The organism is Raoultibacter phocaeensis (assembly GCF_901411515.1).
Taxonomy (GTDB): domain Bacteria; phylum Actinomycetota; class Coriobacteriia; order Coriobacteriales; family Eggerthellaceae; genus Raoultibacter; species Raoultibacter phocaeensis.
Genome location: NZ_CABDUX010000001.1, coordinates 940,544 through 962,806, shown reverse-complemented (window position 1 = coordinate 962,806; position 22,263 = coordinate 940,544). Strand labels below are relative to the sequence as shown.

General features: G+C 58.1%; 16 protein-coding genes. 1 reads left to right on the top strand and 15 read right to left on the bottom strand.

What is annotated here, in order from left to right; all coding sequences use genetic code 11:
• Positions 1–20 precede the first annotated feature (20 nt).
• From FJE54_RS03810 to FJE54_RS03765, 11 genes are all read right to left on the bottom strand, one after another.
• Positions 21–734, bottom strand: coding sequence for an IspD/TarI family cytidylyltransferase (locus FJE54_RS03810; protein WP_255467205.1), 714 nt, complete (start codon positions 732–734; stop codon positions 21–23).
• 34 nt (positions 735–768) lie between these two features.
• Positions 769–1,575: an ABC transporter ATP-binding protein gene (locus FJE54_RS03805; protein ID WP_139651408.1), complete on the bottom strand. Its 807-nt coding sequence runs from the start codon at positions 1,573–1,575 to the stop codon at positions 769–771.
• The gene (locus FJE54_RS03800; RefSeq protein WP_255467204.1) at positions 1,565–2,383 is read right to left on the bottom strand and encodes an ABC transporter permease; all 819 of its coding nucleotides are present in this window, start codon (positions 2,381–2,383) and stop codon (positions 1,565–1,567) included. Before FJE54_RS03800 ends, FJE54_RS03805 begins: the two co-directional genes overlap by 11 nt.
• A 91-nt stretch (positions 2,384–2,474) precedes the next feature.
• Entirely contained in the window at positions 2,475–3,461 is a 987-nt protein-coding gene (locus FJE54_RS03795) for an LCP family protein (RefSeq protein WP_139651407.1), read from the bottom strand.
• Positions 3,462–3,519: 58 nt separating this feature from the next.
• Complete coding sequence (locus tag FJE54_RS03790; RefSeq protein ID WP_255467203.1) at positions 3,520–4,647, bottom strand: glycosyltransferase family 4 protein; 1,128 nt, start codon at positions 4,645–4,647, stop codon at positions 3,520–3,522.
• 153 nt (positions 4,648–4,800) lie between these two features.
• Positions 4,801–5,862 carry a glycosyltransferase family 2 protein gene (locus FJE54_RS03785; protein ID WP_180326548.1) on the bottom strand — a complete coding sequence of 354 codons (1,062 nt, stop codon included), beginning with the start codon at positions 5,860–5,862 and terminating at the stop codon, positions 4,801–4,803.
• A gap of 104 nt (positions 5,863–5,966) precedes the next feature.
• A complete protein-coding gene (locus FJE54_RS03780) occupies positions 5,967–6,956 on the bottom strand; it encodes a glycosyltransferase family 2 protein (RefSeq protein WP_139651405.1) in 990 nt (329 codons plus the stop codon).
• Between the two features lie 111 nt (positions 6,957–7,067).
• Complete coding sequence (locus FJE54_RS03775; protein WP_139651404.1) at positions 7,068–7,355, bottom strand: hypothetical protein; 288 nt, start codon at positions 7,353–7,355, stop codon at positions 7,068–7,070.
• A gap of 484 nt (positions 7,356–7,839) precedes the next feature.
• Positions 7,840–7,968: a hypothetical protein gene (locus FJE54_RS16240; RefSeq protein ID WP_255467202.1), complete on the bottom strand. Its 129-nt coding sequence runs from the start codon at positions 7,966–7,968 to the stop codon at positions 7,840–7,842.
• Between the two features lie 353 nt (positions 7,969–8,321).
• A complete protein-coding gene (locus FJE54_RS03770; RefSeq protein WP_139651403.1) occupies positions 8,322–9,899 on the bottom strand; it encodes a flavocytochrome c in 1,578 nt (525 codons plus the stop codon).
• Between the two features lie 521 nt (positions 9,900–10,420).
• Positions 10,421–11,995, bottom strand: a complete 1,575-nt coding sequence (locus FJE54_RS03765) for a helix-turn-helix transcriptional regulator (RefSeq protein WP_180326547.1) — start codon at positions 11,993–11,995, stop codon at positions 10,421–10,423.
• A 174-nt stretch (positions 11,996–12,169) separates the two neighbouring features.
• Here FJE54_RS03765 and FJE54_RS03760 point away from each other — a divergent pair, with 174 nt between their 5' ends.
• Positions 12,170–13,699 carry a GNAT family N-acetyltransferase gene (locus FJE54_RS03760; protein WP_255467201.1) on the top strand — a complete coding sequence of 510 codons (1,530 nt, stop codon included), beginning with the start codon at positions 12,170–12,172 and terminating at the stop codon, positions 13,697–13,699.
• Positions 13,700–14,139: 440 nt separating this feature from the next.
• On the opposite strand, the gene FJE54_RS15960 is transcribed toward FJE54_RS03760, so the two are convergent.
• From FJE54_RS15960 to FJE54_RS03745, 4 genes are all read right to left on the bottom strand, one after another.
• A complete protein-coding gene (locus FJE54_RS15960; protein ID WP_180326546.1) occupies positions 14,140–14,289 on the bottom strand; it encodes a DUF5679 domain-containing protein in 150 nt (49 codons plus the stop codon).
• 177 nt (positions 14,290–14,466) lie between these two features.
• Positions 14,467–17,667, bottom strand: coding sequence for a zinc-binding metallopeptidase family protein (locus tag FJE54_RS03755; RefSeq protein ID WP_180326545.1), 3,201 nt, complete (start codon positions 17,665–17,667; stop codon positions 14,467–14,469).
• A 64-nt stretch (positions 17,668–17,731) separates the two neighbouring features.
• On the bottom strand, positions 17,732–19,024 hold the full coding sequence (locus FJE54_RS03750; protein WP_139651401.1) for a LemA family protein: 1,293 nt from the start codon (positions 19,022–19,024) through the stop codon (positions 17,732–17,734).
• A gap of 39 nt (positions 19,025–19,063) precedes the next feature.
• Positions 19,064–22,195 (bottom strand): helicase C-terminal domain-containing protein, encoded by a 3,132-nt coding sequence (locus FJE54_RS03745; RefSeq protein ID WP_139651400.1) that lies wholly within the window; start codon positions 22,193–22,195, stop codon positions 19,064–19,066.
• Positions 22,196–22,263: the final 68 nt, after the last annotated feature.

The window sequence follows — 22,263 nt, the reverse complement described above, 5'->3', positions numbered from 1 at the left end:
GACCAGTCTATACACGCAGTTTAGCATTCGTCGACTCCAAGCATCGCGTGAGCAACGCGCATGTCATGGGGGTAGGTTATTTTGAAGTTAGCAGTATCCCCTTTGACTAACTCCACTTTCTGCCCGCGCAAAACAAAAGCCTTGCATGCGTCGGTAAGAACCGCTTTCTCGTCTTCACTGAGTGAAGAAAGAGTTTCCTTGAGCTTGACTATCTTAAAGCTCTGTGGGGTTTGCCCAAGATAGAGGTTCCGTCGATCAGGTATTTCCGAAATCGTTGTCGCATCCTCGCTCATAACGATAGTATCAGTAGCAGGTACGACGGTATCGCAGGCGTCGAACCGCTTAGCCGCTTCAACATTCTCTTCAATAATTCGCAGCGAAACGAACGGACGCACCGCATCGTGCGTGACGATTATAGATTCCTCGTCGATGCAATAATGCGCATCAATCCACGCAATAGCATTGAGTACGGTGTCTGTTCTGGTCAGCCCGCCTGTGGCAACCTGAACCTCGTTAGAGTGTTCGGAGCAAAACCGCGCAATCAAGTCTTTCGTTTGCTGCAGCCACGTTTCTGGGCATAAGACTAACACCACATCGAACCGCCCTGAGGCGCAGAACTTCTCGATCGTATGGATGAGCACGGGTTTACTCCCAAGCTGGTAGTATTGCTTCGGCTTATCTGGATTGCCCATACGAACCCCGGATCCACCAGCTAATATAGCCGCAACTATCACTTCGGCCCCTTTCGATCTTTTTACCCAGGTTGAACTATTGTTTCTGTTGCTCGACAGGTTCTTCGTAATAAGCAACAGCCGCATCGATTGGCCCATCGAACATCTTAATCCCCTCGCTGAGCACAATGCCTCTTGTACAGAACTCCTGGGCTGCGTCCGATTCGTGGGTAACGAAAAGAACGGTCACGTTTTCGTTCGACATGATTTCCCGCATACGCTCGATGCATTTCTTTCTGAACTCTCTATCTCCTACCGAAAGGGCCTCATCGACTACAAGGATATCAGGATCAATTGACGCTGCGAAAGCAAATCCAAGACGAGCCTTCATGCCACTTGAGTACGATTTCATCGGCTGATCAATATAGAGCCCTAGTTCGGCAAAATCGATCGCTTTTTCTTCGATCTCCTTGTATTCCTTTTTGCTCATACCTAACACTTGACTCCGGAGGTTCAAGTTCTCTCGTCCTGTTAGTTGTCCGTCAAACCCAGCATTAAGCTCCAGCAGTGCGCTTACGCGCCCATTTACGGTTACCGTTCCTTCTGTCGGGTAGCTGACACCTGTAATCATTTTAAGAGCTGTCGACTTTCCTGCCCCATTGCGTCCGATCAGTGCGACCGCTTCTCCTTTTTTTACTTCAAACGATAAGTCATTGTTCGCATGAACGATACCTACGAGTTCTTTGTTGTTTCTACTGAAAAGACCAAGAAACCTACTCCGATCGTTTTTGTACAACTTATAGGTTTTCGTCACATGATCGAATTTTACCGCAGGCACATCGCTCACAGCTGAACGTGGTCCCAATGATTCCAACAAATTGGACTCGGTAGGATTAAAGGACATCAGCGACCTCCTCATGGAAGTGCCGGTACACGAGCGTCATCGCAACAAGCGTTGCTGCAAAGGTAACGACGAAGCAACCGAAAAACACCGGATCTTCCCAAAACCAAACCTTATCGCATAGCGCGTCGCGAAACGCCGTAACAAAAAAGGTAACCGGATTAAACAACATGACGTTTGCAGCCCAGCCAAAACCCGATTCGACCAGCATATTCATATTAAATAAAATACCAGACAACCAAAAAATCGGCTGATTGAGGGCCTTCATGAGCTGACCGAAGTCTTTACTGATACCCGATAGTTGAGACGTCAGTATAGAAACCATATCCCAAAACACAAACATGAGCAGCATGAGAATGGGAACTTGGATGAGGTAAATATCCCATGGCATGCCGTATGCAGCATAAATAATAAACAGGATGATGAACAATGCAATGTTTACGATAAGGGTTGAAAGGGAATACAAGGTAGAAATACCGCTAAGCGGGAACTTCACCTTATTGACCAGATAGGCATAGCGGTGCAAAACGTCGGATCCTGTTCCAAACATGTCCGACATGTAGAACCAAGGTATGAGCCCGGAAACAAGCCAAACAAAATATGGATACGTTGTATCCGCCGCACCTGCACGTAGACCGAATTCCAGCGCAAACCAAAACACCACGATGAACACGATGGGCTTTACCGCGAGCCATGCCCATCCGAGCACTGCGCCGCGGGCTTGCTTCATCAGCTCGAAGATGGCAAGATGGCCGATCTGCTTGCGCCATTGCCAGTTGTCCTTCAAAATAGTTGCGAGAGTACTGAACAACGTCCGCCGTCCTCTGTATTAGACACAATTCCAAGCGCTCAATATAGCACAATCCTGATTTCCCTCATAATGTATGTAGCCATTTACGGGCCTACGACACAGGAAAAGACGGCAAAGGAACGATTCCCGAAGGGTCCTCCCCCGCATCGACTGTTTCCATGATCAGCGCCCACGCTTCCTTATCCTCGGGTACAACCCATAAGCCGTCATCGTTAACCGAGCCTTTATGGGGGCCGGTACCCGTGTAGATGGTGACCTCGCTCTTATGCAGGATGAACTCGGCAACGAGTGAGGCGGCCAGCCCGAAATCCATATTGGTCGACGTATGCTCTTCAAGGTACGCAAGCGCCTCGTCGGCACCATTCGGGTCGGACATAACCTTCTCGATGATAGCCACTTCAATGTTGCGTACGTTCACCTGGCGAAGAGCATCCTGATCGTCCACGTATTCTTTGCGGGCGCGGGCAAGCACAAGCGTTTGCGAGCCGTTGAGCAGCTGCGATTCGCCGGGTTTCACCGTAACGTCTCTACCTGTCGAAGGATCGTCGGTCGTAATCTTCAGTGGCACGTCCACCACGGTTCCGCCCAAATCGTCCACGAGCGATTCAAACGAGGTGAACGTGGTCATCATGTAATAGTCGATCGACGTGCCTGTCAGGGTTTCAACCGCTTTGACCACCTCGTTGGGATCTCCGCCCGCTAGGGAATCGTTGATCTTGCCGCTTGTTCCCGCAAGCTGCGTGTCGCGCGGGACGGTAACGAGCGTAACGGTGTAGGTTTCCGGATCGATCCGCATGAGGGTCATGATGTCGGAATGCTGATCAAGCTGAGCGTGCTCGTTCGCCTTGCCGGTGTAGAGCGCTGTGCCCTTGCGCGAATCCGAGCCGATGAGCAGCACGTAAAGCGGATCGGAAACGATTTCGAGCTGGGCGTTGGCGGCTTCATGCCCGCTTTGGGCGTTGTCGCTGGACAGCAAGCAAGCGATGCCGATGAAGGCTGCTGCAAACACGGCTACGCACAGCACGGCCAAAGCGGCCATCTTGCGCGAACGCGCTACGATGTCAGGCGAATTGCTCATCTTAGTAGTATACCATTCGGGGAAACCAGAGCTGTGCGGTTAGAGAAAAGCGTGCTCGTTACTGCTTATGTCGCGGTGTGCGGGGGCCGTGTTTGCCCTTGTTGTCGTAATAATGGCGAAGAACGGGCTTGAACAGGCCGAATTTCCAGATGATGAAGAAGATTACCACAGCCAACCCAAAGAAGATCGCCCAGCGGACGGGACCGGAGAAGCTGCCCAACATGCACCCCACGAGCGCGAGCGCCGCCGAACAGATCCACAGAACTGCCACTGCCCTTCGCTGGCCGAGCCCTGCGCGAAGCAGGCGGTGGTGGATGTGACCCATGTCGGCCTGCCCGACCGGTTTGTGCCCACGGCTTCGCCGGATGATCGCCGATACCGTATCGAGCAAAGGGATGCCGGCGATTACCAAAGGCACGAGCATTACCACGAAGCTCTGGGTACGCACGACGCCCGTGATCGAGATAATGCCCACCATAAGACCGAGCAAGAGCGATCCCGAATCCCCCATAAAAACGGATGCGGGAAAGAAGTTGAAGCGCAAAAACGCAAGGCACACGGCAATGAGCGCTATGCAGGCCAGCGCAAGCGTCGCACTGCCCCGTTTAAGTACGAGGTACAGCAAGCTGATCGCAACGATGGTGATAATGCCCGTAGCAAGTCCATCGAGCCCGTCGATCAGGTTCGTAATGTTCACGAACACGACGAGATAGAGTACCGTAAGCGGAAAATCGATCCACGCGAGATCGACGTAATCCCCATCGACCATCGAGCGAACCGTTCCGATGGTGATGCCCGCAAGCGCAACGACAGTAGCAGCCACTATCTGGCCGATGAGCTTCGGGAGTGCCGACATCTGGATGATGTCATCGACAAGCCCCACAGCAAACATAAGCGTGATGCCGATGAACAGGAGGATGAAGTTGATATCCTGGAGCACGTACAGATCGACGAGTTCCCACCCGAAAAACCTTTCTGCAATGATAACGGTAAGGCATCCCGCAACAAGCCCCACGTACAAAGCGATCCCGCCGCAACGGGGAACGGGATCGGTATTGAGGCGGCGGTTGCTCGGATAGTCGATCGCCCCGATGGCAACGGCGATTTTCTTGGAAACGGGCACCATGAGGTACGTGACGATAAACGCCACGAAAAACACCGTCAATGCCTGATGTATCGCTAACAACTCGCATCCCCATGAATAAATGTGCGTGGATCATCATAGTATCAGATATCACATCATAATTAATACACGAAGGAGTTTACGTATTTCTTGGTCGGCGGCGAAAACCAGGGCGGGGGACGGAGACTCACGCACACAGGCGCCCAATCGCCGATTTCACCCGCGCTCTTCCCGGTACGCTTTCTCTCCCCGCATGTGATCGCGAACGCGCCTCGGCACGCCGAGGAGCGCGTTTCCCACCTGGTACGTTCGCGACGTGCGGATGTCGTCCTCGAGATCGCGAAGCGCTGCACCCGGATACACGACCTCCGTATAGAAATCCAGCTTCTCGGCGGGATCGAGCTCATCGAGATACGCAGCTTTATCGGCCTCGTCCACCTCTTCGAACCAGATGTGCGCTGCCACGAGCGCGTAATCGACCATCCGGCGGCTCGCCGCACGTAGAAACCTGTCCTCGAGCTCTTCCGCGTGAGCGCTCACCCACTTCCGCATTTCACGGACACATACCCAATGGCCGCGCACGTTTGCGATGGTTCGTTTCGCGGTCATCGTCGAATTTGCGCGAATCCGGCGCATGTATAGGGGCTCGTTTAAGTATGAGGATCGCTGCGAATGCACGAGCGTTTGGAAGGTGAACAGCACGTCCTCGTGGATGATGCCCTCGAAAAACCGAATACGGTGCTGCTCTACGAGCGAGCGCTTCACCATGCGAAGCGCGGCATGCGGCAAAAACTCGCGGTGTTCTTCGAAGTAGGCGAACAGCTCTTTGCCCGTTGCAACCTCTTCGAACGCAGGGCGGTTGCCGTACTCCTCGCGCACGAGGCCGAAAAGCTCTTTCGATTCGTAGAATGCCTGCGCCGAAAAATAGAGATCGTCGAGGTTTTGCCTATCAGCGCGGGCGACGAGCTTTTCGAGCGCATCGGGTACGAAGTAGTCGTCGGCATCGAGCAGCACGATGTAGGTGCCGTGCGCATGATCGAGCGCCACGTTGCGCGCCGCGCTCTGGCCGCGATTCTGTTCGAGTTTGAAAAACCGGAAGCGCGGATCATCGGCCGCTGCGGCCTTCGCACCAGCGAGGGAATCATCCGTCGAGCAATCGTCTACGCACAGTACCTCGAAATCCCCAAACGTCTGGGCCTTAAGCGATCCGAGGCATTCCTCGATGTACGGGGCGCAGTTGTACAAAGGCACGATGACTGATACGCGAACGTCTTCCATGATGTGCTCCATTCCGCCGCCCTATGCAGACACGCATGCACCATACGAGCAATGTTTCACGTGAAACATTTGTTCGTGTTTCATGCGCTTTGCCACGGTTCAGCCTAAAACGTTTCCGGGTGGGCTTGAGCGAATGCGGCGGCTCCACGCTCAAGTAATTCGGTCACCGCGCTCCAATCACGCTCGCTGAAATGCTCCTTTGCGAGCTCGCCCGCATCGCGCGCGCTTCGGTACTCCGCCGCCATCCGCTCGGCGAATTCTTCGTGGCACGCCTGATCGATGCGCTCGTAGTTCCAGCGGTACTTGCCCCACTTGTCCACATGAAACCACGGTATGAACCGCTCGCACCTCTTCGGTCGCTCGTGCAGGAAGCGTTCGCTTTCGGCGAGCTCGTCGCACACCACGAAGATGCGGTTCGATGTCTTCACCGACGAAGACGGGTTATCCATACGATAATGGAGCAGCGCCTTGCGTGAAAGTACGCACCGCCTGGCCGCAAACCACGTTTTGAGCACGAACGACGTATCTTGAAACGCCGCCCCGGGTGTCTCGCGAAACGCTATTCCCTCGTTTACGAGCATCGAGGTACGGTACAGCCCGGTCCAAATCGAGGGGATCGTGCAGATGATCCGAGGTTCATCGGCGGGATCGAACGGCTTTTTCACGGGATAGCCCTGAAGGTTCCGGTTCTTGCGGTTGCGGCCTTCGGCATACTCGTAGAAGTTCGATTTCACAAGGTCGCAGTCATGCTGTTTAGCAAGCGCGTACAGGGTTTCGTACATGGTGCGTTCGGCGAAGTCGTCAGGCTCCGCAATGGCCAGGTACTCGCCGCGAGCCTGCTCAATGCCGATGTTGAGCGAGGCGCCGTAGCCCGAGTTCTCCTTGTCGATAATCGCAACGCGCGGATCGCGGGCGGCGAAATCGCGAAGGATAGCGGGCGATCCGTCGGTGGCACCGTCGTTGATGCAGATAATCTCGATGTTCTCGAGCGTCTGCGCGCAGAGCGAATCGAGGCACTGCGAAAGATAGCGTTCGACGTTATACGTGGGCACGAGTATCGAAACGGCGGGTCGCTCGTTTTGATTGCTCGACATGGATGCCTCCGCTCTGGATTGCTGAACCGGGGTTTGCTGCGAATACTGTTTCCTCATTATACCCGAGTGCAAACAACGTGCATCGAACCCGCTGTTTGCAGCACGCAGCCTTCATTGATGCGAAGCTTGTGCAAGATCCCGGTCCACAACCCATCGGAGATAGTCGGATCGTTTCATGCCGAGGTTTTGAGCGCGGCGGTCAATAGCATCAATTTTGCTTTCTGTTTCCTTGAACCCGACAAGACGGAGCTGGCTGCCGAATTTCAAAGGACGACCTACCGTTATTTCCCCCGTCGGCTTGCCCGATGTGCCACCATTTTCCCACGGAGCAGCAAGTTTTTCGATGTCTTCGGCACGTACCCCAAACAGTCTTTCTAGCTCTTCTGCCGATTTCATCATCTCATCACCTCGTCAATCTAAGCTCTTTGAGCACGTTCTTGGTAGGCGGAGTCATCGCATGATACACGAGAATTCCCTGATCGGCATCTCGTCCAACCATTTGAATAAGACGGCCTAGCATGTCGTATCCTACCGTGAGAATTTTATCTTCCTCGGGAGATTTCCGATGTTGCTTCCGTACGAAATGCTCCCATGCAAAGCGGATATCGTTTTCGGTTAACCCGTGCTTCAGCGCATGAGGGTGGACATACACGTTCTTCATACGCAATCACTCTTTTCGTATAACGAAATTGTATAACGAAATATGGAGATAGACAAGCTCAACTCTTTACAAATACAGGGGCGATGCAGGACCGCCGCGCGGTAACTCAATTCGCATACAAACCACTCCTTGGAAACGCTGCTGGATTCCCTTATAATAACGGTCGAGCCGCACGGAGCTGGTTACTCCGCACGGCTCTCGGATCGCTTCGGCGGTTCGGGTTTAGGTTTTGGGCTCCTTGTCCAACGCTTCGTTGGACGGGAGCCGGTCGAATTTGTCGATGATGAAATCAACGACCCGTATGACCAACTCGGCAAGAGCAATCACAAGCATCCAAAACTCAACCGTCATAGGAGCCACCCCCTTTCTGTTATACATCAGAAATGGTCTGTGAGGGGGTGTGCACCCTATGCCGCCTCGGCTTCCTGCCATGCATTGTAACGGGTGCGTCTTGCACCTCGACGAACCGAGAAGGGCGCGAAGTTCACGCGGATTGCGCACGCGAGAGAACCGAATGCTACACGGTTTCACATGCAGTTCTACTCGAAGCGCGCACGAGAACGAACCTTCAAAGACCCATCGTGGATGCTTTCGGGAAGCGCTGCGGAATTCGCTTCGAACAGGCAACGGGCGCCCGGCTGTGCCTCGGCGCCCGTCGTGGGTGGATCTGTCCGGCAAAAAGTCGCGTCTGCGTATGCTGTCGCTTACGCGCTTGCCTCGTTGCCCGCTGCCATCTGGCCGGCAAGACGGCCGTTCACCAAGCAGTCAGCCGTTGCGCACGAGCCGAGGCGGCAAGCTCCGTGCACGCCGCCGGTCGCTTCGCCTGCAGCATAGAAGCCGGGGATGGGGTTCAGGTTGACGTCGAGCACTTGCGCATCCATGTTGGTCTTTACGCCGCCCATGGTATGGTGCACTTTCGGCCAGATGCGGGTGATGTAGTAGGGGCCTTCGCCGAGCGGTTTGGCATCTTCGGGGATCATCTTGCCGAACTCCTCGTCGTTGCGCGCCTCGACGTAGCCGTTGTAGCGATCCATCTGGGCACGGAACTCGTCGGGAAGATCGTATTCAGCAATGACCTCTTCGATCGTGTCGAATTTCTTCGTGATGCCGGCATCGATCGCGGGTTGCAGATTCGCATCGTAGTTCCACTTGGGAATGTTCTGCTCATCGACCACCTGGATCAACGGCACGCCGTTGGCAACGATCGCATCCGAGTACACGCGGCGGTCGGCGAGCTCGCTAACGATGCGCTTTCCGGTTTGCGGGTCGATGCTCATGCCGTAGGCAACGTTTGCGTCGATGTAGCTCGGGCCTTTGCCGTAGCCGGTCTCGTCGGGACTGCACCACGGTCCGAGCTGGATCCAGTCGAGGTGCACGGTGAGCGCTCCCGCTTTCATGGCCGCCGCAAGGCCTTCGGCCGTCGCGCCGTCCTGGTTGGTGCAGTCGACGGTATCGCCGAGCCGCGGATCGTGCTGCGACCGCCAGGCAACGTCTTTGCCGAACCCGCCGCTTGCAAGCACGACGCCCTTGTTTGCTTTGATGTAGAGGGGCTGTCCGCTCGTCGGGTCGTTGTTCTTCGCCTTCTCGTTCACCTGCACGCCAACTACGCGGCCCGTCTCATCACGGAAGAATGCAACAACCATGCGGCCCGTCTTGATCGGAACGCCCATTTCGCCGAGCTTCTCGGTCAAAGGCGTCGTGATGGCGGAACCGTGGCCAAGCGCTGGGTGAATCGTGCGTACGGTGTTATGGCCGCCGTAGGGAATCACGTTGATGTTGCCCTCTTCGTCGGTATCCCACTCAACGCCGAGCTCACTCTGCGTCCACTCCCACGTCTCGTTCGACTTCTCGGCGAGTACGCGGCACTTCTCCTCGTCGTTGAGTCCGAGTCCCGCAGTCATCATGTCGGCGACGTACTTGTCAACTGAATCTTCGATCCCCTTCGCCTTTTGGGCGGAAGACATGCACACGGCGAAGTCGCCGTCAGCGATGGCGGAGTTGCCGCCCGTCGTGGGCATTTTCTCCACGATCATCGTATCGGCACCCGCTTTGGAAGCTTCGTACGCGGCGGCAAGTCCCGCATAGCCCGAACCGATAACGAGTACGTCGCACTCTTCGTCCCACTTCTCGGGAAGACCGGCACCCGAGACGGTTGCGGCGTTTGCTGACCCTTTCTGCTGCGGTGCGCACCCCGCAAGGCCCGCCCCTGCCACGACGGCGGCAGCCGATCCGAGTGCAAATGTTTTGAGGAAGCCCCTTCTGTCCAGCGATGTCTTCTCCATGATCCTTCTCCCTTCGAATCCCGTCCCCTGGTTTCGTATCGTGCGATTCCCGCACGCTTTGCACGGTTTGTGCGTTCTGTCCGAGGACGCTTCGCATCATAGGCCGCGTCTTGAAACGGCGTGTACCTCCAAAGGGACTATTTGGGTGTTTTCACGGGTAGAACAAAAAGAGGTATATTGTCGTTTCCCCAGGTTAGAAACTTGCTACGACAGGGTTTGCGCTCAGGTTTTTGAAGATAGCGAACAAATGTTTCACGTGAAACATCGTCGTATACGGCGGGTGCGCAGCGTAGGTGCGGTAAAGGGCTGCGCGACAAATCAGGTGCGGCAAGTGCGGCTAGGGTCGCGCGACGCGGATTGCACGACAAACCAGGTGCGGTAGGTGCGACGAGGGTAGCGCAGCGCAGGTGCTGCGAATGCGGCAAGCGCGACGGAGGTTGCGAGGCAGGCACGACATAGGACGTGTAGCAGGCACAGTGCGGATAGAGCGACGGGCCCCGTCCGCGTTGCAAGCAATTGCTTTAAGCGGGAGGCAGCTGCCCCTTCCACACCATATCGAGCAGCTCTTGGCGCGAATGAATGCCGAGTTTCGCGTAGCAGCGGCGCAGATGCGTCTTGACCGTGTAGTTGGAAAGGTACAACTCTTCGGCTATGTACACGGCGCTGCGCCCGCTCGCATACATCATGAGGATCTCACTCTCGCGCTCGGTGAGACCTGCGCCCTCGGTCGCCTCGGCGAATTTGCGTTCGTAGAGGTTCGCATCGGCTGAAGCGGTATCCGCTGGCAAGTCGGGCTCTTCTCTCCCCGAGGCATTCGCCGCTTGAGCGGGGGCAGCTCCCTTGGTCGTCGGTGCAGCGCTTCCCGAAACGGAGAATGCGGAAGGAGCGCCTCCGTACATAACCGGTACGTCGCCGATCCCCTGCGCACGCGCTTCCTCATCCGCCTCGAAGGGAGTCGTTTCGGCGTTTTGCCGCCTCAGAATGATCGCCACGGTTACGAGCACGCCGATGAACAGCGCCCACAGCCCCACGATGGAAACGAGGTTCGCCGTCGCATCCGAAATGCCGATGGTACCCGAAAGCACTTCGACCGACCCGCGGCCAAGCAGCAAACCAAGCCGCATCGAGCCAAGTCCGAACGCGAACAAAACAAGCGAGTTCGCCTTGCTTTCATACCCCTTCCAGGCGAACACGATCCAAACGAGCTGGCCGAAGAAGTTGAACAGGGCGAGCGGTAACCCGTTCGCGAAAAACGACTGCCCCTCGAGCACGGCGCGTGCCATGAGCACCGTCGCAAGCGCGAGCGGAACCACCACGAGCACTCTGAACTGCATGCGCATGCCGTCGCGCAGCACGTAGAGGAGAAGCGCCACCGAAACGGCGATCGTCGCAGCCTGCGCTTCGGGCGAGACGATGTAGCCCGAAGCTCCCTGCACGATGTCCATCTGCATGATGCTGCCGAAAATGAACGAGAACGCCACCGTGGCGATCACCGGCTCCTTCACGCCGAACAAGAGCGAGCCGAAGGATGCCGGGCTCTCTTCGGGCGTATAGCGTTTCTGCTTCGAACCGAAATCGAGGCGCGCCAAGCAGAATCCCAGGATGACGAGCGAGGCGAGCGGAAACAGCAGCCGCAGCCCCGTCATCGCGGGTGAATTATCCGTCGTGATCGAGAAGAGAAGCGAACACGCGCTCCATATGATGTACGAGCCGATCACGAGCACCATCGAAACGGAGGGTTTGAACGAGGCGAAGCACACGCCCCAGCACAGGTTGAGCAAAGCAAGCGCGATATACACGACAACCTGCAAGGCGATAATCGCTTCGAAGGGCAATTCGACGGCGTACAGCAGCACGCACGCAACGACCACAATGACGAAGCAGACGGCGTACAAGCGGCGGTTCGTATAGGCTCGCAGGCGATACACCACGTATCCGCCGAGCAGATACGCAAGCGTCTCGGCAGCAAGCAGGTAAAACGGTGTGAGTCCGAATCCGAAGAAGTTCGGCGAAGGAACTTGGAGCACGACGAACAGTCCGTCGCCGATGATGACCGCCCACAACAACCATCGCGGATATGGCGAATCCTTAAACACCCATCGTCCCTCTCGCTGCGCGTCGGCCCCGCACCGCGATGCGGAAGCCTCGGTTACTTCGAATGAACAGTATAACTCGTTTCGCGGAATCGCTCGCTTGCGAAACGCGTGCTTCCCTTTCGGCTTCGCATGTTCTAGGCTGTACGATGACGGAAAACGGAAGCGAGGAATGCGTTGAGCAGGGGTAAAACGGGCGAAACGACGAGCCATGTGGTTCGGGGCATCATCTGCGCGGCTGCAGGCGGCATCTGCTGGGGCTTTTCAGGCACGTGCGCGCAGCTGCTCACCACCGGATTCGATATACCCGTAGCTTGGATCACGTGCGTGCGCCTGCTGTCGGCCGCCGCCATTTTCCTCGTCATCTGCGTCGTCAAAGATGCGAAGAGCCTGCTCGCCGTGTTTCGCGACCGCGCCTCGCTCATTCAGATTGCGGGGTTCGCGCTGCTCGGCGTGTTGCTGACGCAGATGAGCTACCTTTCGGCGATATCGTATACGAACGCCGGCACCGGCACCGTGCTGGAGAGACTCGGCCTGCTCGTCATCATGGTGTACGTGTGCATCCGCACGCGGCGCCTTCCGCATAAGCGCGAGCTGGTCGGCCTCGTGCTTGCCATGGCGGGAGTCTTCCTCATAGCGACCAAAGGGAACTTCTCCTCGCTCGCCATCCCCCCGGAAGCGCTGTTCTGGGGCGGAATCTCGGCGATCGCGCTCGCATTCTACACGCTTCTTCCCGTGAAAGTGCTCAAGAAATGGGGCAGCCTCATCGTCACAGGGCTCGCGATGCTCATGGGAGGCGTAGTCGCAACCGCTTTCGTGCAGCCTTGGACTATACCGGTTACGCTGAGCGGACCCGTGATCCTCGTCATGGCGCTCATGACGCTGATTGGAACCGTAGCCGCCTACGTGCTCTACCTTCAGGGCATCACCGATGCGGGCCCGGTTCGCGCCGGACTGGTGGGGTGCGTCGAGCCGGTAGCCGCGACGTTCATTTCGGCGGTGTGGCTGCACACGCCAGTCACGCTTATCGACATCGTCGGCGTGGCCATGATCGTCGTCATGGTTATCCTCGTAACGAACCGCGACGAAGACGAAGCCCAAGAAGAGCCGACTCCCTACGACGGGAGTACCGACGATCTTCCCCTGTTCGAAGGGCGCGCTTCTGTTTTAAAACGCTTTTCAACGAGGAAGGCAACGCACGACGATTACGTGCGCATCAAAGCACTGCTCGCCTGCGGCCATGCGCGGCTTAAGGAATTGGGCATCGTCGAAGGATTGAAGAAATACCCTTCGGCGCGGCGCGTCATGAAAAGCATCGAGGGCGGTTCCTGTTACGTGGTGGGAAACGAATGCGACGTTATCGGGATGTTCGCGCTCGATTTCAACGGCGATCCCCATTACAAGCTCGCTTTACAGGGATCGTGGTTGATCGAAGGATCGGATGGAAGTCCTGTGTACGCAGCGCTTCATTGGGTCAACGTCGCGCCCGAAGCACGCGGGTGCGGAATCGGATTGTTCATCCTCGAAGAAGCCGACCGATTGGCGCGTGAAAAAGGAAAAGCGAGCATCTGCGCCGATATCTATCCGGCAAACGAGCCGATGCGCAGGCTTTTGCTCAAGCACGGCTACAGCGAGTGCGGCACCATCCGGATTAAGGATTATCTCGAACGCGAGAAAACGCGGGCGGTGTTCGAGAAGCTTTTGTAGTCTGCGGGGCCGTTTTTCAAGCACGGGGCTTTCGGCGGCGGCCACTCATTTGCGAGCCAACGCGAGCGGACACGAACGGATGTTTCACGTGAAACATCGCGGCGACCGCAAGCGTCTTAGCTGCCGGGGTGCTGGGTGGCTGCGCCGGCCGCCCCCGTGTCTGCCACCTCGCCGCATGCCGTCGTTCTGCTGCGCGCCGCATCCGCCGCAGACCGCAGCAGACCGCCGACTCTGCCGTTCTGCTGCGCCACCGCTGCCTCCGCGCTTCCATCACAATCCCGTTGCCGCTAGAGCCGCCGCTCTGCTGCGCGCAGTGCCAACCAACCCGGCTTCGCAACCCGCTCATTCGCTCAAACGCAAAAACGGCGACCCGAAGGTCGCCGCGTACGATTGCTTTGTTCTTTCGGTATCAGGATCGAACAGAGCTATGCGCGTCGGTGCTATTTGGCAGCGCCGATACGGCAGATGGTGGTGCCGCAGTCGGGGCAGGTGCCCTTAGTGATCGGCTTGCCGTTCTTCGTGGTGCTCTCGACGGGGTTCTGCATTTCCTTCTTCGCCTTGCACTTCACGCAATATGCTTCGATTGCCATGGTTGATAAACCTCTCTGTTCATTCCTTTGGGCCGAAACCCTTGTTCCTACGGGCTATAGCCCTCTTTCTACTATGACTGCATAGGTCGTTTCCGCTCTGGGCGCGTTTCCTAGTGGTCATTGCTGCGGACATTATACTGCATGCGTCTTCAATACCTGCAACTTTGCGTTTCCTCGCTATATATTCTTGAGTAATTCCATAACGAAGTCGGCGTTCTGGTACAGGGTGTCGGGATCGATGTTTTCGAGCACATCGTCTCCTTGGGCGAAGTACGCGGGCTTTGCTCCGTTCATGCCCACGATGCTCATGGCCTGGAAACCATGGCGAAGGGCAACCGAAGAAGCGCTTTCCGACCAAGTGATAGAAGCGGTCGTGGAATCGAGACCCGTAGCCTGGCTCGCTTTCTTCATGTAGCGCTTCATGCGCGACGAAGCGGACACGCGGCGGAACTTGCCCTCCTTCTCGATAAGGCTCAAGTCGCCCGCACCGAGCGCGTTGAGGTTGATGATAACCGATCCGCGCAGCTCGGTACCGTGTTCGGCCAGAAACGCCTTCATACCCGCGTTGCCGGCGAGTTCTGAGCCGAGGGCCACAAACCACACCTCGACGTTGACGTCGGGATGGCGGAACTGGTAGATCTGCTGCATCTCGCCCGATGCCGAGGGAACGGAGGGTGACAAAGGCGCTCCCTGCACTTCGGGGGCATCATCGCTATACTCGTCTTCCGCCTGCTGGTCGACAAGGCGTCTGCGCGAGAACGCACCGCCCTGCCAGGGACGGTTTGCTTTGCCGAACTCGTCTTCCTCGTATTCACCGAGCGTATCGGCCTCGTCGTATTCATCGTATCCGTCGTATGCTTCATCGCTCTCGCTGTAGTCCGTTTCCTGGAAGCTCTCCCAACCGCCGCGGGCGGCACCGACGCTGCGAGCATCGAACTCGCCGTCGATGTCGAGCCATTCCTGAGCGCTCACCTCTTCGTCGTTCTTCTTCTTTCCGAAGCGATCGAAGAAGCGGCGCACCCGCGATTTCGGCATTTCCACATACCCCGGCCCGGCGTACGCACCCGTTTCGGTGACGCCGCCCGCGTAGTCGGAGTCGTCGGCATCGTCGACGTAGAGGTCGTCGGGATCGACGTTCTCGATGAGCTCGTTTCCAACTGGGGCGAACGTTCCGGTCGCTCCCATCGACGCGAAGGACCCGGCCTTGCTCACGGCACCCGTCCCCTGGGCCTGCTCGGTTACTTCATCAGCGGGTTTGGATATCGCACCGCTCAAGGAAGGTAGCGCCGTCAGATCAGGCTTGGCATCGGGTGCTGTATGATGCACCTCGGCAGGATCCTTCCCCTCTTTCTCGGCAGCCACCTCTTCGGCCCCGATGGTGGGAAGCATCGTGAGCAGGCTCTTCGCCGCCGTCTTGCCCGATTGCTCTGCCTCGGCGAGCGGCGCACGCTGTTTTGCCATCTCGACAACCGGCGGAAGGCCCGTTGACGAGGCGCCAATATCGGGAAGGACGATGGGCGGTTTGGGAGCGGCGGCGTTCATGGCGCCCATATCTTCAGCGAGCTGAGCTCGCAGATCGTCTACATCGATCGGGGGCATCGAAGTCGTCGAGCCGGGCATGGCTGCGACCGATCCCAATCCGACATCGTGCTCATCCGTTTGAGTCTCGAACGGATGGGGCAGCGCTTCAGCGTCGAGAGCCTGCTCGCGAGAAGGCAGCGTACCAACGGCCGGGACGCCAGACGTCCACGGATCCGCCGCCGGCTCGTCCGCCGGGGCAGGTGTGCCTTCGGTTGCGGCACCATCGCCGAAAGCGGCAAGGTCGCCAGCGGGAGCGTGCGGCGTTTCGGTTTCAGGTGCGCTCGACGCGGGTTTTTCGGCCATGATGCCCTCGCGCACGCGCTTCAAGCGCTCTTCGGTATCGAGATCGACCATGCGCTTTTCCTGTTCGGCGCGCGCCGACACTTCGGCGACGGCGGCGGCACCCGCATCGGCGTATCGCGAACGATGGATTTCACCCGGCTGAGGCTCGCGGGATTTCTTGGCGTTCTCCTGCGCTTTCTTGAACCAATCGGGAACCGACGTGGAACCGTCGTCATTCGAAGGAGAGGTCGCCGCCCCTTGTGCGGCGAGGGCTGCGACGTCGCCCGCTTGCTGGATACCCTCAGCAGCGCCGGCTTCGGCTGCAAGGGCCGCAGAAGCACTTGCGGCTAAAGCATCTCCCGCCAGAGCGGCAACACCTGCTTGGGCACCATCGATTGCAGGGGCACCTGCTGGGGCGACCTGCTCCCCTGCCGGCGCACCGCTCAGCGCTTCGCGCGTTTCATCGCGCTGCTCGCGGAGGTCTTCTTCGGTCGGCTGCCCGATGGGCGCTTCCTTCACCTGCACCAGATTGTCGGCGATATCTTTCACGGGCTCGCTCTGGGGGACCGGTTTACCCGTAAGCGCGGCGATGGCCGCCTTCGCAGCGGCAAGGCGCGCTTCTTCGGTTTGGGGAGCGGGCTCGGGCGGCTGCACGCGGGCTGCCTCGTAAGCGAGCTTCGCACCTTCGGGCACCAACCCCGAAGCGAGTGCCTCCTCTTCGCCATGGATGACGGTTCCGTCCGCTTCGGCGCGGGCAGCGAGCTCGAATGCGCTTACGCGGCCACGGCCGATGCGGCGCGCGACATCGAGGAGCACTGCGGTACCGGCAGCGTTCGCGTTAGCTGCTTCGTTGTACGATGAGAATTTGTGGACAAGGGCGAAAATGAGCGGCAACGCAGAAAACACAAGGAAGATAACGATCAGTACGAGAAAGACGATCGCTGTGATGCCTTCGGCGTGCAAGAAGAACAGGTTGCGCACGATGAGGAGGATCGGGAGCAGCACCATGGACACGAGCGTCGCCCATTGGATAAAAGGCAGAACGCCCAAAACGGGCGCTTTGAGTTCGGGGCGTACTTTTCCGCTATCGTATCGGGCGACGAGGATGACCTTCCTTCGGCGCGCGCCGCCCGCATCGGCAGAATAGCCGGGTTCGTACTTCGCCACAACGTTTTGGCTGACGCCGCGGGCGAAGAACCGCGAAATGAGCGGATGGCCCGTCGCCTCGAGCGCGTACAGGATCCCCGCGAGCGCAGTGAGGATCATCGCCGGAATGGCAAGGACCGCAAAGAACAGCGACGCGACGGTTATCGCCACCGTAACGGCGCAGCAGATCGCACGCGGGGTCTCATCGTTCGAAGCGCTGTTAAAATCTTCTATCACCGCTGAAAGACCCGCGTCTTTTTGCATCTGCTCGGTTATGTAGAGGGCAGCTTGCTGCTCCTCTTCGGTTCCGGCAGGACGAGGACCGATTTCTTGCGATAGATACGCAACATGATCCATTAGTTCTGGCATATGCGTGCCTTTCGTTCTTCATCTGGTCATAGTTTCATGCAGGCATACAGTAGGTAAGTATACGCTATTTGCCGTTTGACCCCAAATAATCATTAATAAACGAATCTGCGGTTTCTGCCTTCAAACGTGCTTCTCCGTATACCTTGCTTGCTTGCTCGGTTTCGCGCAGATACGCACTGCGCACCGATTCCGAAGGATTGTCGGGCAGCGTCTTTGCCAGCTCGGCCGCTTCGGCATCGACGGCGTTGTACGCATCGTTTTGCGTTGCCGCCTCCTCTTTGTTGTACGCGAGGATAGCGTCGTCCGAAGCGATCGCGTGTTCCATGGCGGCAATCCTCTTCTCGACGTAGGCTATCTGGTCCGACAGATCGGTACTCGGGTACTGGTCTGCCGCCGTCCAAAGCTGGGACAACGCCCCAGCGAACAGCTCGTTTGCCTCGACACTCTTGTCTCGCGACGCCTGCACGTTTTCCATCGTGGTGTCAGCGATGAGATCCGCCGCTTCGCGGGCAACCTTATCGGCGCCGATTACCTGCGCCCATGCCGCTTCGACGGTACCCGCTGCCTGCGTTGCCGCAAGCGCGGCATCCATGAGCGTGGGTCCCTGCTCGATCATGACACGCCGCGCCTCGATCGCCGCGCGCGCACGGATGACGGCCTCCTTCTCCTGAGGGGGATTGGAATCCGACTCGGCAGCAACCAGTGACGCTTCGGCGGAATCAAGCAGCGCGATCGCCTCGCCGAGACGATCCTTAACCGCGGCTGTCTTCTCGGCTGTCTGATCGTCAACTTCCGCCGTGATGATCGCATCCATCTCCACGGTGATCTCGCTTGCGCTCGTCAAATCCGCAAGCGCACGATCGAGGTTCGACACCCTCTCGGTATGGGCGGTGTACTCTTTATAAAGAAACGATGCGCCCGTTGCTGCGAGCGCCCCCACAATCACGACCGCTGCGGCAATGGCAAGGCCGTTGCGGACGCGCCGCCTTGTTTTGCGGCGTGCGATCTCGTCGACGGGCGGCTCGTACTTCGGCCGCGCAGCCGATGCGGCAGGTTCGGAAGCGACGGGAAGCGACGGGGTCGGCTGGCCCGCCATGCCGACAGGTCCGCGGCTCGACAGGGCGATGAGCTCATCTTTCTGCGGCGTAGTCGGGGGCTTCTTCTTTCCCGGAAGCGTGAACAGCGGAATGCCGCCGAATCGCGGGACATGCGCCTTGGCATCGCGCCCTTCCTCCGCATCCGCAGCGTTTTTAGCGGCGTCGAGCACGCTGAACGACAGCTCGTTGGACGTACCTTCGGTATGCCGTTTGATATGCGCGGCGTGCGACAGTTTCGTATGCTTGTTCTTGCGACCCATGGTCTGCCTATTGTACGGTATCGGCGCGCGGAGGACGGTTTAGGTCACAGAATCCGCGCCTTGGTGCAGGTTTCGCGGCGTCTCGTGCGCCCCGCAAGCCCCGTCGCCGTGAGCTGATGGATCTTCCGCACCCCGTGCCTGTTCGTTTGCAGCGCACGCAGCCTCTTCCCCAATGCAGCGGATAACCTCGGCGGCCGAACATACCTTGATCGACTTGCTCGGCAACGAGTTGAGGAACGCGCGGCCGTAGCCTTTGGTTATCAGCCGCTTGTCAGCTAAGATGAGCGACCCTGAATCGGTCGACTTGCGAATGAGCCTTCCTGCGGCCTGCTTGGTTTCAAGCACTGCCGCCGGCAGCACGTAGTGGCTCCACGCATGCGGATCGCGATCGGAACGCTCGCAGGAAAGCGGGTCAGTCGGCTTCGAGAACGGCAGTTTCGGAATGACCACCCCTTTGAGCGTCGCGCCGGGGGCGTCGAACCCTTCCCAGAAGCTCTTGAGCGCGAACAGCGAAAGATGCTCGTCGACGAGGAAATCATCGCGCAGCCCCTTCACCGACACGCCCCATTTCTGACAGACGAGTCTCAGATCGTCCGATTTGAGCACAGGCTGCACGGCATCGAAGCACTTTTCCATCTCTTTGCGGTTCGTGAACAACGTGAGCATCGAACCTTGTTGCGCGCGGTGCACGCCGATGAGCAGGTTTTGCAGCGCGTCGAGATACCCGGGTGCGCTCGGTTCGGGCATATCTTCGACCACGTACACCGTCATCTGGTCGTCAAAGTTGTAGCTCGAAGGCAGCTCGCTCACCGCTGTGTTCGAGAATTCCGTACGGTTGCAACCGAGGGCCTGTTCGAACGCCTTGAACGTGCCGTCGACCGTCATCGTCGCGGAGGCGAACACGACCGAGTGGGTGTTCGCGTACAGCGTTTCGTTCATCTTGTCGCCGACGTCGATGAGAAGCGCTTGGAGGTTTTCGGCCACCCGCTCGCTCTTCTTCGAAAGCGTGGCGGCATAGGCGTAGGTGGGCGGAGCCGTGAAGAGGATCGTTTCCGCGGCGTTCATCATTTCTTTCAGGCTTATCGCCGTGGACGCGATCTCGCGCTGCAGCTCGGCCGCCTCGTCGAGGTCCTCCAAGTATGCGACGAGGTCCTGGCACGCCTTGACGAGCTTTTCCGCCTTGTCGGTGAATATCCGTGCGTATGAACAGAGAGTGGCGAAGGTGTCGCTTGCGCGAATCTGATCGTTGATCCACAGCTCCACGAATTCGTAGCCCTTGCTTCTTTTGCTCGGATCGAAGTACAGCAGATCCTTCATATGCGCGGTGAATTCGGTTGCCGCCTGCTCGAACTTCTTGCCGGCCCCGCGGGCTTTCGCCGTGAGGCCGAACAGAAGCGTCGAGCCATCGGGCGATTCGCCGAGGCGGCGTTCAGTGCGGATGAACACGTTGCGCGAAACGTCGTCTGCGGCAACGCGAGCGGCAGTGCGCATGATCTCGTCGGCGGCGAGGTTAACGGAGAACGCTTTGCGCGCTTCGGACTCGGCACCGTGAGCCTCGTCGACGACCCAGTAGCGGATCGGAGGCAAAAGCCCCCCGTCGGCCACAAGGTCGCAGAACAGAAGGCTGTGATTCGTCACGACGATATCGGCCGATTCCGCACGGCGGCGTGCGCCGTGTACAAAGCACATCGTACCGAAAAACGGGCATTTCCTGCGCAGACAGTCGGTGCTTGTGGTGGTGATGGTGTAGCGCGGCATCGTGCGGTAGTCTATTTTGAGCCCGTCGATGTCGTCGTATTCGCTCTGTTCGATGAACGAGAGCAGCCCCGCGAGCGAAGGCGCCTGCGGCACGTCGCGGCCGGCGACGTTGCGGGTTTTGGGACCAGCGACGACGATGCGGTTGATGTTGCGCAAGCAGGGATAGTGCGAAAACCCTTTGAGAGCAGCGAAATCGATGCCCTGCGGCGGTGCAGCGGTCGCTCCCTCTTCCCCGTCTCCTCCCTCAAGCGTGCACGCTTGAGCTGCACGGGCGCGCAGCGCTTTGTCGAGCAGCGGAAGCTCCTTGTACATGAGCTGATCGAGCAGCGCGTTCGTCTTCGTTGCCACACCGATCGCGATGTTGTTCTCCTTCGCGGTCAAAGCGGCAGGTACGAGATACGCCATCGATTTACCCACTCCCGTACCCGCTTCGACGGCGAGATTCGTCGAGGATGCGAAGGCAGCGCGCACCGCTTCGGCCATCATGACCTGCTCTACCCGCGTTTCGAAATCAGGATAGAGCGAACCTACGATGCCGTCTGCAGAAAACGCCTGCTCGACGGTTTCAGCGGAAGGGAACGCGAGCTCCCGAGCCGGATCGGCAGCTAGGGCGTCCGCATCGGTCTTCGCTTTACGCTCGATCGCGTTTACCCTGCTTGAGCGCATCGAACGCAATGAGAAGGGCACAGGTTCGCTTTGCTGGGCGAAATGCGCGAACACTTTCACGGTTGGCCATTCCTCCACCGTCGCCATGCCGGCGATCTCGCCCACAAGCGCAATCGGCATAGCGTCGACGGCTGCAAGGAGAATGCGGTACACCGCGCAGAGCGCCTCCACATCGGCATCGGCTCGATGGGTCGAGATCGGCGCGCCGAACGCCCGCACCAGATCGATGAGGCGATGGGATTTAAGACGCGGCAACGCGATGCGGGCGAGATCGAGCGAATCGATCCAAACGTTATCGGCGAGCGGGGTTCCGTACATGTTCTTCGTCGTGAAATTACGGTCGAATTCGGCGTTGTGGGCCACAATGTCGGATGTACCCACGAATTCGACAAGATCAGCGAGCGCCTGGGCGGGCGTTGGAGCGTCGGCAACATCCTCATCGTGAATGTCGGTCAGACGTGCAACGTCTTCGGGAATGGGCTTTCCCGGATTGACGAAGGTGACGAACCATTCGACGATTTTCCCGTGCCTCATACGGGCAGCTGCGATCTGCATGAGTTCGTCGTGGTTGACTGAAAACCCCGTCGTTTCCGTATCGAGCACGACCACATCTTCGTCGAGTACGCCGAAATCGGTCGTACCAGCCGCATCGGCGAGTCCCGCATAGCGCGCGCGGATATCCTCGGGAGTTCCCTCTACGATGTAATTTTGCAGAGTATCTGTCTGCTGAGCAGTATAGTTTTCCATACTATGAAGCCTATCATCTATCATGATGTCGCACAAACCGAAAGATCGGGGCGCGGAATAATCGCATA